Source organism: Halioxenophilus aromaticivorans (assembly GCF_042850945.1).
In the GTDB taxonomy this organism is placed as follows: Bacteria; Pseudomonadota; Gammaproteobacteria; order Pseudomonadales; family Cellvibrionaceae; genus Halioxenophilus; species Halioxenophilus aromaticivorans.
On record NZ_AP031496.1, the window covers coordinates 4,056,731 to 4,070,100 of the forward strand.

A 13,370-nucleotide genomic window follows, 5' to 3' on the forward strand; every position below is an offset into this window, starting at 1 on the left:
TAAAGGATTACCCATGAGCAACGATATCTTAATAGACGTCGACAACGGCATAATGGTGATAACCATCAACCGTCCAAGCGCCCGCAACGCCATCAACAGTGCAGTAGGCAAAGGCATCAATAATGCGCTGAAAGAGCTGGATGAAGACAACACCCTTCGCACCGCGGTGATCACCGGTGCCGGTGGCGGTTTTTGTTCAGGCATGGATCTAAAAGCCTTTGCCAGTGGCGACATTTTTGACCCCGAAGATTTCGCATGGATGACAAACAAACCACCCTCAAAACCGACCATTGCAGCGATAGAAGGCTTCGCGGTAGCCGGTGGCCTGGAAATCGCCATTAGCTGTGACTTAATCGTCGCCTCAGAAGCGGCAAAAATCGGCATTCCTGAAGTCAAACGAGGACTGGTAGCCGCCGGCGGAGCCTTAACCAAACTCCCAATTCAAGCCCCCGCTCGAATTGCGATGGAAATGGCGCTAATAGGCGAGAATTTAAGTACAGAACGTATGCTGCAATTGGGTATTATTAATCGCTGCGTACCACCCGGTACGGCCTTGGAAACCGCGCTGGGAATGGCACGTCAAATCAGTCGTAACAGTCCGTTAGGCGTGATGGCCAGTAAAAAGATTTTATTGGAAAGCCCCCATTGGTCAAAAGACGAAATCGATAGCCGACAAAAAACCATCACGGATCGGGTATTCGCCTCTAAAGATGCCATCGAAGGTGCTACCGCCTACGCGCAAAAAAGACAACCTGTGTGGGCAGGTGAATAGCACCGCTGCATCCTATGGTTACAGTGAACTGTTAAACGAAACTCTCGCACGTCTAATAATTTCCCACCGATAGCGATACCCTGAAACGCTCAGCCTGTTGATAATCAAAACTCAGCAGGCTTGTCTCTCCATTGTACAAAAATCTGACTATTGACCCAGCGGCACGTATCCAAACAGTGCTCACTGTTTACCGCGATTATCGACCAAATGACGGCTGTATCACCTTACTCTACACAACCGTTTAAAATGGTGGCGATCAACCACTCAACGAACCATGCATCTGGGCAATTTGCAGTCATATTGGACAGCCCCACATTGTTTTACTCCAAGGCAAACATCTTTTGAGTGCTGGCGAGTAAAACCTCTCTATACTCACCACCAAAATGACACTTTTGTCATTTTAATAATTTAATAACTATAATTTGCGTAGGGCCACACCATGACTCAAAGCGATAACGCGTACGATTATCCCGTCACCGACGACGCCAGCCACGTTGATAAACTGCCCAGTTCAGACAATGCAGAGCACTTTCAAGACCATGCAGGGCTGTTCCTTTGGGGCACCGCAGGAGACGTCGATCTATTCTTTGGCGCCACCATGTACCATGTTGGCGGCCGCAAATGGGGGTTCGACGACGGCGCCCTCAATCAAAGCTTCCTTATGATCGTGCCAAACAACCAACAAGACCGGGAGATGTCCGATAATACATTTATCTCCAACCGCTTAGACCCGATGCGCCGTTTTGATTTTCACGAATCAATCGAATCGGACAAAGTAATCTGGCAAGCGGGTAATCGCGTGATGACCTTTAGCGCCCCGACCTGGACCGTAAAAGGAGAACACTTTGGTATCGACTTGGATATTACCTTCACAGCAGAAGGCGCTCCCATTCCTTACCATGGCGATTGGGCAGGCTTAACACAGCGCAAAGTCGCCGGTAACGAAGTGCTCTGTAAAGGTGAAGGCAGCTGTACCGTCGACGGAAAAACGTATACGTTGGAAAAGGGTTTTGGCGTACGCGAGCGTACCTTTCTTGGTCGTGACTTTGACGTACCTTCTCTTTTGGGCGTGGGCCAAGGTTACCTATGGGGCTGGACATTTACCCACGGACTTAAAGTCTTCTTCTTTAAGCAAGGTGGCTCTGGCCATCAGGCTGGCCGTGTGTTTCTGGATGGTCAAGTTATTGATTTTGACGGTGAACATACCACCACGGAAATTTTGCAGGACTGGACAGATCCCTTAACACACGAAACGCGAGCCACCCGGATGAAACTGCACATGAAGTCTGAGCAGGGTGAACTGGCGTTGGAACTTAATACTTGGCGGCGAATGATATTTGGGTTTCATTTACTCGAAGCGTATACCACCCACACGGGTAAGCAAGGCCGCGCAAGCGGAAAATTCACCTACCCCGATGGCCGTACAATAACCATTGACGACGAAATCTGCTACATGGAGCACGGTTTTCCAACACCCAACATTGCGGCCTAACAGACACCTTACTGCAGGCTACCATTTCCCTCTTCAGCGCATCTCTGTTGAGGGAAATCCCTGTTAGCCCTTTACCATTTAACGATTCAATCAAACGATTGAGTTTATTAAAATGCGTCGCCGTTAAAAACCCTTTAGCGTTACCCGAACGAGCCAGATATTTTTCATCGTTCTCTACCCGAGTGTAAACTATCGCTAAACGTCAAGCTGCGAATACATCGTAGTAATCGAAATTTTCGACTTTACGGCCGCTGAGCTTCTCGTAGCTAGCAATAGTGTGTTGCGTATCCGGCAATCCCACCAAACGAGTTAATGGCTGAGGTCGACCGAGACTTGCGGCCCAATCAACATGACAATATCAGGCCAAATCGGCATTCGGGTCTCCCATATGAGCCATCTGCCAATCTAACGCGGCCGCGACGCGATTACCGTTAAACACCATGTTACCCAATCGGTCACCCGCCCACGTTTGCTAGCAAATTGAGGTGACTCTTCAATGGCAGGAATGACCGCATCAAACTCAACTTCCCAACTGTGCCCGATCTCGTTTTCCGCCAACGCCCAATACACTTTCTTCATGCCCTCTATTACGCCGTAAGACAAGGGGCCCACTTTAACTTCGGCGGTATTTGGCCTAAGTTCTCGAGAGGCCCGTAAGTTGTATTGAGTGGTATTGTCTATCGTCAATAAACCCGACGCATCATAACATTACGATTTGTCGAGACACCAAAATGAGCGCTGAGAAAATATTTACCCGACGTATCGTGGGCACAGCACCACACATTCTCCCGCCAGTTATCACCACTGTCGGAAACATGATCAAAAGTTGTTGTCGTTTGATGACAGAGCATCTCATCGTGAGCACTTAGCATGACATTCCTCTAGATTTATTGCGTTTTTGAGAAACAACATGCTAGCTGGCCAGCACTGCTTAGTCAGTCAAGTCAGTTTTATGAACCGTAAAACTTCACACGAGACAAGGCAAAAATAAGCTGCTATTCGACTGGGCGTCAAATAAAAATATTGAATTTACGAACGTAAATATGTTCTGCACACAATACATTCTGATGGCAAGACAAGGCATGGAAAAAGCGCGCGCCACACCCTAAGGCTGAGTGCAAGGGGCGCTCTGAAGTGGCTAATCGCTACAGCTCGCCACGATCGATCATCGCCTGTATACCGCTGGCGATTTCGCGCGCACCTTCTCCCAACCGGGTATTACGCCGCGCAGGCTTACCCGCGGTAAGCCGTGCAATGGTGTCGTAGTCAGCCGCTGCGGACCAAAATCGATTAACCATCTCCAGGCCGCTTTGCCCCCAGATATCCATATTCGATAACCAGGACTGCATGCCATACACCGGCCACAACTGGAAAAGATCCCAGCCTTCGTCAAAAGAACACAACCCTGAGACGTTAAAGCTGCGCAGATGATCGTAATAATGTTTAACTAAGTTCTGCCCGTCGGATCGACGTTCTTCTACGGTAAGGGCCCCCAGCATAAAATACGTGATATCACGCCACGGAGTGCCTTTTCGTACCAACTGCCAATCCAGCCAAACGCGCTCGCCCAGCCTATCGCCTTGATTATCACGTAAAAAGCTGTTGCCCTGGTGAGAATCTCCATGTACCAGGCACAAAGGGCCGGTGTGAGTTCTTTCCAGTTCCGCCAACTCATCAAACGCGTGCAAAAATAGCTCGGGGGTTTCGTACATCCACGCAGGCAGTATGGCGTTATAACTCGGCTTGGCCATATTTAATTTGGCGTAATTCCAATTGCGCAGCAACTGCTCAGTATCGACGGCCGTATTCATGGAGCGATGTAACCATGGCTGCTTAAGGGCCGCGTTATCCCACATTGCCGCATGCAAGCTAGCCAATGACTCCAACCCATGGGCTACGCCATCAACACCCAAATGATCAAGACTGTTACCAAATTTACCGTTTGCACAACCGAGATCCTCAAGCATAACAACGCCTCGACCCGACCCATCTCCATCCCAATCGGCAAAATAACTGCGTGGCAGTGGCGCATCGAGCTGATCCTGCATCAGATAATAAAAGCGCGCTTCCAGCTCGCAAATCTCGCCGCTTTCAAACCCCTCAGACCAATTTGACTTCAAACACACTTGGTTGGGTAAACCCAGGTTTTTGCCAACGTCATTGTACGTAAGAGCGACGCGATATTTGGTTGTGTGACTATTGATTAGCTCTACAACCTTAAATTGCTCAACCACTAAACCAGGGTAGCGATTTTGCAGTAATGACGTTAACCAAGCCGCATCTACCGCATCCAAATGACGCGGCAAGCTGCCCGATCGCTGTGGGTATGGCCTGGCATTTTTGCCAGCCCCATCCGACGAAGCCGTAGTGACTGAGACCATAAATCCCCCTAAAGAGTATCGTTTCATTATTGTTGTTTTGACTGGCCAAACTACGGCCGCCTGAGGGCAAAACTATATCGGCTTATTTATCACCCTTATACTGAGTAAGTAAACGGTGCCATTTCTCTCGCGCCTGAAGCATATTTTTCTCTTTTACATGCCCATAGCCGCGAATTTTCTCCGGAATGGTGGCCAGCTCTATGGCCACGTCCATATTGTCCGAGCACAGTGTTTGGCAAAAGTTTTCCACTAAATCTTGATAGTCGCTAACCCACTGCCGCTCCTGCTTACGTTCTTCGGTATAGCCAAAAATGTCCAGCGCGCTACCCCGTAAAAACGCTAATTTTGCCAGGCACTTGAACACCGGTAACAACCAACCACCAAATGGCCTTTTCTGCAAATGGCCTTGAGCGTCTTTTTTCGACAACAATGGCGGTGCCAAATAAAATTTTAATTTAAAATCTTTACCCAACTGGCCAGAAAACTGTTGCTCCAACTGGGCCTTAAACTCACGAGAAGAATGTAAACGGGCCACTTCGTATTCATCTTTGTAGGCCATCAACTTCGCTAGGTTTTTGGCCACCGCCATACTTACCGGCTCACCTCGATTCGCCGCCACCTTTGTTTCTCGCGCCGCTAACCGCTCCACTAACCGTTGATACCCCTGAGCGTACTCTGCATTTTGGTACGCCGTCAGTAATGCAACGCCGCGCTCAACGACCTCTTGTAAGGTCTCAGGCTCAATCATTATGACTGCCCGGGTATCCCGATCCACGTGCGGTAACAAACTTCGATCGTGGGCCGCTACTCGCCCCCACTCTAATGCCTCCAGATTTTTACCAACAGCCACGCCATTGAGCTCTATCGCGCGCTTGATTGAATCGAGTGACAACGGAATCCACCCTTTCTGCCAAGCGAAACCCAACATCAAAGGGTTGGCAAAAATGCTGTCTCCCATTACCGACGCCGCAACAGCGGTGGCATCTATGTATTCACAACTGTTACCCAAAGCCCGAGTGATATTGCCCTCTGCGTGATCGCTGGGAAATTTCCAATCGGGGTCTGACAAAAATTCGGCGGCGGGTGTCAGAGCCGTATTGACCACCCCCTTGGTAACGCCAATCCGCACTCGCGACAAACAATCTACCGAGGCGGCAACAATCTCATCACAACCAATTAAAACGGAGGCCTCTGCCACAGCAATTCGAGTGGCGAAGATGTTATTCGGCTTGGCGGCAATCTGAATGTGGCTCATCACCGCCCCACCTTTTTGCGCCAGGCCAGTCTGGTCCAGTACGGTAATGCCTTTGGACTCCAAATGCGCCGCCATTCCCAGCAACGCCCCAATGGTTACCACCCCAGTACCACCGATGCCGGCCACTACGATACCGTAGGTTTGTTCCAACTCCGGTAGGTTGGGCGCGGGTAATTTCTCGAAGATCGCCGTGTTACTTTTGGCGGCCACAGGTTTTCTTAACTCACCACCTTCTACCGTAACAAAGCTAGGACAAAAACCTTTTAAGCACGAAAAATCTTTGTTACAGGTATTTTGATTAACTTGACGTTTGGTTCCCAATGGCGTTTCCAAAGGCTCAATGGAGACACAGCCCGACGCCACAGAGCAATCACCGCACCCTTCGCACACTGACGGGTTAATAACGGCTCGCTGGGCTGGGTCTACCATCAAACCGCGCTTGCGCCGACGGCGCTTTTCGGTGGCGCAGGTCTGATCATAAACGATAACCGAAACACCGGATTGTTCGCGCAACCTTAGCTGCACCTGCTCCAGCTCATCTCGGTGCAACACCTCGGCGTTAATTGCGATTGTGCCCCGGTATTTTTCAGGCTCATCGGTAACGACTAATACTTCGGCAACGCTTTCAGCACGCACCTGATCCACTATCTGCGGCACCGTCAACACGCCATCAACTGGCTGACCGCCAGTCATTGCTACGGCATCGTTAAACAATATTTTATAGGTCATATCAGCGCCGGCTGCCACCGCCGCGCGGATCGCTAACAAACCAGAGTGAAAGTAGGTTCCATCGCCCAAATTGACGAACACATGGCGATCGTTTGAGAAGTGCATTTGCCCTAACCAACTGACACCTTCGCCGCCCATTTGGGTAAACGTCTCGGTGTTACGATCCATCCACATCGCCATATAATGGCAACCAATACCGGCCAGCGCCCGAGAGCCGTCGGGTACTTTCGTGGAGGTATTGTGCGGGCACCCTGAGCAAAACCAAGGTTTCCGCTCAATCGCTAAGCCAGACGATTTAGCCGCCTGGTCTTTCGCTTCGATGATTTCAATACGCGATAAAATCCGCCGACGTACGCTGTCTTCCAAATCCATACGCGTCAATCGCGAGGCAATGGCCTTAGCGATGATTGCTGGAGACAATTCGTAGCGTCCGGGCAGCAGCCAATTGCCGCGTGGCTGGGACCATTCGCCCCCCGCGTTGTCGCGTTCATCAAACTTTCCGTACACACGCGGCCGCACATCTTCACGCCAATTGTAGAGCTCTTCTTTCAAGGCATACTCTAATATTTGACGTTTTTCCTCTACCACTAAAATCTCTTCCAGGCCGTCGGCAAAGGCACGAGCATCTCGCGCATCCAACGGCCAAACACACCCGACTTTCATGATCCGAATACCTAAGTTACGACAGGTATCGTCATCCAACCCGAGATCCGCCAGCGCCTGGCGAACATCTAAATACGCCTTGCCAGCGGCCATAATACCAAATCGCGCTTTAGGCGAATCAAGCACTACCCTGTTCAGCTTATTGACACGAATGTATTCCAATGCGGCATACCATTTGTAATTAAGCATGCGTACTTCTTGGTCCAGTGGTGTGTCTGGCCACCGAATGTTGAGCCCACCTTCGGGCATGTCAAAATCATCGGGAAGCAGTATTTTTACTCGATCAGGATCCACTTCAAGCGACGCCGAAGACTCGACAACATCGGTGACACACTTCATTCCAGACCAGAGCCCCGAGTAACGGCTCATGGCCCAGCCATGCAAGCCAAAATCGAGATACTCTTGAACATTGGCTGGGTAGAGAATAGGAATGCCACAGGCAATAAGAATATGCTCTGATTGATGGGCAATAGACGATGATTTCGCGGCGTGGTCATCACCCGCCAACATCAAAACACCACCGTGCTTAGATGTACCCGCCGAATTAGCGTGCTTAAGAACATCCGCAGACCGATCCACTCCCGGCCCTTTGCCATACCACATGCCAAACACGCCATCGTACCGGCCGTTGTTCTGTAAATTAGTTTGCTGCGTCCCCCACACTGCCGTAGCCGCTAAATCTTCATTTAACCCCGGCTGAAAAACCACTTGGTTCTCGGCCAGCTCTTTTTTCGCCGACCACAAGGCCATATCAACCCCACCTAAGGGCGACCCACGATAACCAGAAACGTAACCGGCGGTATTCAGGCCCGCCCGTTGATCACGCAAGCGCTGCATCAAAGGTAAACGCACCAATGCCTGGGTACCACTGGCATAAATTTGGCCACTTTCAAGCCGGTATTTATCTTCTAAAGTGACTTCTCGTAGGGCGTGTTGTGGGGAAAGGGAAGAAACAGAATTCATAGTCAGGCCTATTCAACGAATGCGTAATGTTGAAGCGCTACGCTTTTTATTTATTGACCAGATTCTAGGAAAGCATTTTACTATCGTAAATTTAAATATTCTGCTCTGTGATATTGATAAAACCAATACCACCATTAAGCCACAGCCGGTTAGCGCCTTTACGGTGTTTTTGATCGCGAGCGCCCTGGACCTTTCGCAACCTACTCACAACAAGCTGTGCACGGTTTATAAGTACCTTACGAACAAAACCTCTGCAGGCGCGCTAGGCACACCGACCTAACGGCCCCCAGAGGAATTACCTGGCGCGATATCTTTTTAGTCTTTGCCCGATATCAGCGACTGCTGAGTAATGGCGTAAGGTTTTTGACCGCTCCAAGTCAGCCACACCCCAATAACCGAAGCAGGAAACGCGGTTAGCGCAATCGACCACGGCAGTGCGTTATCATCCTGAAAAACGTAATCAGTTACCAGGGCTGGTAAGGTAGGCCCCAAACCAATACCAAGAAGCCCGCCTAATAAAAGATACAACGCGATCAACTGGCCGCGCATACGATTTGGCGTCACCTCCTGAATCGCGGCGGGCGCCGCTGTTTGAGCAATTGCCAAACCTAATATTGCAACAAACAGCATGGCCAATGCCAGTGTGGGCGACGGCATTAGCGCCCACAAAGAAACGGTGGGAAATAACAATAACTGCCCACACAGCGTCACTCGAAAACGCGCCGCACTGTGCCCTTTAGCCGCCCATCGATCACTCACAAAGCCACTGATTAAACTGCCCACCACCCCCGCCACGGCAATTAATCCGCCCAGAAGGATCCCCGAATGAGCGATCTGCAAACCGAACTTACGAGCAAACAATACGGGCGCCCAAGCCAAGCTTCCGTAGCCAATAATAGCCAGAATCGACGGATACACTAGCAGTCGAGAAAACGTCGCACAATGGTGTCGTAAAAACACGCACACATCTCTAATGGTTGGTAAAGCGCAATCATCAATAAGATTGGCGCCGCTGCCCTGCCGGGCAGGCTCTCGCACACTAAATAATAGAAAGGATAAGAGTAAACCAGGTACTCCTGCCGCTAAAAACACCCATCGCCACGCCTCCAAATACCCCACGCCAGGAAATACCATCCCCTGCTCGGGAATGAGTGCTAATAACGCGCCACCAATGACAAGTGATGCACCCGAGCCAATCGCAATCGAAATATAATAAATACCCAGCGCTCGGCCCCGCCGTTGAGGGACAAAATAATCGGCTATCAAAGAATACGCGGCAGGAGCCAACACCGCTTCACCCACCCCCACGCCCATTCGAGCGAGAAACAACGTGGTGTAGCTGGTCGCAAAGCCCGCCAAAAACGTCATTAAGCTCCAAAAAAGGAGACCAAAAAAAATCATATTGCGCCGACTTTTTCGGTCCACTAACCGCCCCAGAGGCAACCCGGCCAGGGTATAAACCAACGCGAATGCGTAGCCTTGAAGAAAACTAAACTGGGTATCTGAAATTGAAAATTCAGATCGAATCTCTTCGACTAACAGAGTCGGCAATTGGCGGTCTAATTGCGATAGAATCGTGACAAAAAACAAGACGAAAACCACATACCAAGCATACTGCTCGTTGGGATAACGCACGGTTTCTCGTTGGCCTAACAACTGAGTAGTATCCGTATGTGATGTAGTCATGAAAGATTATTCTGATCTTCAGGCCTTGCCAGGCTGGTATAATTTTTTGACACGTTACACTTGCTCTGCTTTAGGCGTTCTTCCGGATACCGTCATCCAACGTAAGAAATAAATACCCATCAAAGACAACGCTAACAGCGTCGCAGCGCCTAGGGCTAATTGCAGCGGGCTGTTCCAAAAAAGCGGTGCAATCACTGCAGAGAGTAAAGCATTAAAACTTGTCTGCACAAAAAGTTGCACCGACGAGCCCAAGCCTCGGCGATGCGGCACACAATCCAAGCCCAAGACCATGATTACCGGCTGAACCAGTGCCATACCCAAGGTAAAAAAGAACAAATACGGCAGGTACCAATAAAAAGATACTGGGTTCACCACACACACCGAGACATTCAACACCACTGCAAACAGCATAACGGCGAACCCTGTGCGCAAGAGCCGCCTAACCGACCAAGCACTGGCTAATCGTCCGCTCAAAAAAGAGCCCAACATCATACCCGCTGTGGCAGGACCAAATAGCCAAATAAATTGTGTTGCACCAAGGTGTAAATGGCGTGTTAGAAATATCGGAGCCGATAATACGTATATAAAAAAGCCACCGAACATCAACGCAAAAGAAATGGCCCAACTCATGAACCGAAAATGAGAGAATACTTGCTGATATCCTTTTAATACATTGGCCAATGAAAACGGTTGACGGCTCTCATGAGACAGGGTTTCAGGCAGCAATACAAAGGTTAACAGACTTAACACCGCGCCCATTCCACCTAAAAATATAAACGGCGACCGCCAGCCAAAATGCACCTGAAGAAAGCCACCGATAACCGGACCAATAGCCGGGGCAATGGCAAATAACATGACCACCGTGGCGTAAACCCGCTGCGCCATAGCGCCTTCATAAACGTCTCGAATCACGGCCCGGCCAATTACAATACCCGCACCGGCCGAAAACCCCTGCAATACCCGCAGCAAATATATATTGTGAATGTCGTCGCTAAGGGCAATACCAAATGTCGATACCGTAAACACCGCTATCCCGACCAACACCACCGGCCGGCGACCAAAACTATCTGCCAACATGCCATGCCACAAGGACATAAACGCAAAAGACACAAAATAGAGCGACAATGTAATCTGTAATTGCACATCGTTCACACCTAGACTAGTGCGCATATCGGCGAATGATGGCATATAGATATTGATGGAAAAAGGACCAAGCATTGCCAAGCCCGTAAGCAGTAACGGTAAAAGACGAGAGGTCAGAGGAGAAAGCACCGTCGCACTCCGGTAAGTGTTCGGCAGCTAAATACTACCGAACCGGTAAGGTAAGAATTTGAGTGTTATTTAGGTGCTAACGATCGCGATATAATTTCCTTCATGATTTCTGACGTACCACCATAGATACGAGCCACGCGAGCATCAACCCAGGCTCGACTGATGCGGTATTCGGACATAAAGCCATACCCACCGTGCAGCTGCAACAGTTCGTCTAATAACGCGCCTTGCAGCTCTGAACCCATTAATTTGGCCATAGCTGCTTCATCAGCGCTTAATTCATCACGCATTACCTTTTCTAAGCAACTGTCTATAAAGGCCTGCAGCATGGTTGCTTGGGCTTTAACTTCGGCCAGTTTAAACCGTGTATTTTGAAAATCAAAAACCGTTTTGCCAAATACTTTACGATCCTGCGTGTACTGGATCGTCTCATCAAGCAGGCTATTAACGCTGGATGCGGCGCGCACGCCAATAATCAACCGCTCCCAGGCCAACTGATGAGTCAGATAACTAAAACCTTTATTTTCTTCACCCAGGCGATTGCCCACCGGAACCCTAACATCGTCGAAGAACAATTCAGAGGTGTCTTGCCCTTTCAATCCAATCTTATCCAGTAACTTGCCTTTGCTAAAACCGGGTCGATCCGTCTCGACGCAAATCAGTGTTAAATCCCGGGAGGAACTGTCTGTTTTACAGGCCAACACCACCAAATCCGCGTTACCGCCGTTGGTAATAAATGTCTTTTGACCGGAAATAACGTATTCGTCTCCTTCTCTGCGAGCCAGCGTTCGCATAGACCGAAGGTCACTACCAATACCAGGTTCACTCATCGCAATCACACCAATTAGCTCACCGGATACCATACCAGGTAACCATTTGGTATTTTGTGCTTCATTGCCGTAGGCTACAAAGTAATTGGCTACAATTTCAGAGTGCGTAGTAAAACCGATAGCCGTAGCGTTCACACGGGCCAGCTCTTCAATCATAATCGCCGAATGGCCGTAATCGCCACCGGCACCGCCGTACTCTTCACCAACCATCGAACACAGCAAACCAGCTTGGCCGGCCTTTAACCATATATCCTTGGGCACAATACCTTGCTTTTCCCACTCATCCAGATAGGGGACTATTTCTTTGTCTATAAAGCGCCGAGCTGCATCACGAAACATTTCATGGTCTTCACGGAACACACTTCTCATCGGTTACACCTAAATAAATTGATCACAGAAATTTTGTTGAGTTTAAAATTAAGATAATGCCTACGCTTAATTTCAACGACCGCTAAATTTGGGTTCACGTTTCGCTAAAAATGCTTCAACTGCTTCAACGTGATCCTCAGTATTGTGGGCCAACGCCTGATAAGCGGCCGACATCTCCAACAGCGAGCTTAAACGCATATGTTCGCCCTCTCTCAACAGACGCTTTGTCATCCGTAAGGCGGCGCTTGGGTTTGCCGCCATACTGCGAGCAACCTTCATGGCTTCTGCCATTAATTGATCGGAAGGATAAACGTCGGTGACCAAGCCGTACTCCAGCGCTTTCGAGCTATCAATCATATCACCAGTAAGAGACATTAAGGTTGCGCGAGGCATTCCAACCACACGAGGCAATAACCAAGCGCCTCCGTCTCCAGGAACCAGGCCCAATTTAATAAAGCTTTCAGCAAATTTAGCCTTTTCAGAGGCAATACGAACATCACACATACAAGCCAAATCCAACCCGGCGCCAATTGCTGGGCCATTCACGGCCGCGATTACTGGTATGTCCAGCTCATACACGCACAACGGGATGGTTTGAATACCATCGCGATATTGATTCCGTAACTCGGCCGGCGAACCTTCGAAAATGCCACTTTTATCGCGCATATCTTTAACGTTACCGCCAGCACAAAAAGAGGACCCATTCCCCGTCAAAACCAGCACGTTGACGGTTTTATCGCGACGAATCGCCGCACAGAGATCAACAAATTCCTGCATGTACTCAGGAGCGGTTAACGCATTACGTGAATCCGGACGGTTCATACGGGCAATAAGAATATTCTCTTCCCGCTCGACGACTAAAAACGGTTCCATTAGAACTCTCCAATCTTGTGTCTATGAAGGTTTGCACGCGACTAACCAATCGAAGGTTTTTCAAGGATCAGGCGTCACATAGCAA

Annotated in this window: 10 protein-coding genes; 2 read left to right on the forward strand and 8 right to left on the reverse strand. The window is 49.5% G+C overall.

All coding sequences use genetic code 11. The features are described 5' to 3' along the window. Positions 1-13: 13 nt before the first annotated feature. Positions 14-772 carry a crotonase/enoyl-CoA hydratase family protein gene (locus ACGHM3_RS17395; protein WP_345425697.1) on the forward strand — a complete coding sequence of 253 codons (759 nt, stop codon included), beginning with the start codon at positions 14-16 and terminating at the stop codon, positions 770-772. Between the two features lie 439 nt (positions 773-1,211). Beyond that, a complete protein-coding gene (locus ACGHM3_RS17400; RefSeq protein ID WP_345425699.1) occupies positions 1,212-2,264 on the forward strand; it encodes a hypothetical protein in 1,053 nt (350 codons plus the stop codon). A gap of 358 nt (positions 2,265-2,622) precedes the next feature. On the opposite strand, the gene ACGHM3_RS17405 is transcribed toward ACGHM3_RS17400, so the two are convergent. The 8 genes from ACGHM3_RS17405 to ACGHM3_RS17440 form a co-directional block, all read right to left on the reverse strand. After that, a complete protein-coding gene (locus tag ACGHM3_RS17405; protein ID WP_390518262.1) occupies positions 2,623-2,706 on the reverse strand; it encodes a hypothetical protein in 84 nt (27 codons plus the stop codon). Then, complete coding sequence (locus tag ACGHM3_RS17410; protein ID WP_345425701.1) at positions 2,670-2,867, reverse strand: hypothetical protein; 198 nt, start codon at positions 2,865-2,867, stop codon at positions 2,670-2,672. The genes ACGHM3_RS17405 and ACGHM3_RS17410 overlap by 37 nt, the downstream gene beginning before the upstream one ends. Positions 2,868-3,409: 542 nt before the next feature. After that, entirely contained in the window at positions 3,410-4,645 is a 1,236-nt protein-coding gene (locus tag ACGHM3_RS17415; RefSeq protein WP_345425703.1) for an oxidoreductase family protein, read from the reverse strand. Positions 4,646-4,727: 82 nt separating this feature from the next. After that, positions 4,728-8,255, reverse strand: coding sequence for an indolepyruvate ferredoxin oxidoreductase family protein (locus tag ACGHM3_RS17420; protein ID WP_345425706.1), 3,528 nt, complete (start codon positions 8,253-8,255; stop codon positions 4,728-4,730). A gap of 315 nt (positions 8,256-8,570) precedes the next feature. Then, a complete protein-coding gene (locus ACGHM3_RS17425; protein ID WP_345425709.1) occupies positions 8,571-9,941 on the reverse strand; it encodes an MFS transporter in 1,371 nt (456 codons plus the stop codon). A 54-nt stretch (positions 9,942-9,995) separates the two neighbouring features. Continuing rightward, the gene (locus ACGHM3_RS17430; RefSeq protein ID WP_345425712.1) at positions 9,996-11,213 is read right to left on the reverse strand and encodes a multidrug effflux MFS transporter; all 1,218 of its coding nucleotides are present in this window, start codon (positions 11,211-11,213) and stop codon (positions 9,996-9,998) included. A gap of 65 nt (positions 11,214-11,278) precedes the next feature. Beyond that, on the reverse strand, positions 11,279-12,412 hold the full coding sequence (locus ACGHM3_RS17435; RefSeq protein ID WP_345425715.1) for an acyl-CoA dehydrogenase family protein: 1,134 nt from the start codon (positions 12,410-12,412) through the stop codon (positions 11,279-11,281). 72 nt (positions 12,413-12,484) lie between these two features. Further along, entirely contained in the window at positions 12,485-13,285 is an 801-nt protein-coding gene (locus ACGHM3_RS17440; RefSeq protein WP_345425718.1) for a crotonase/enoyl-CoA hydratase family protein, read from the reverse strand. Positions 13,286-13,370: the final 85 nt, after the last annotated feature.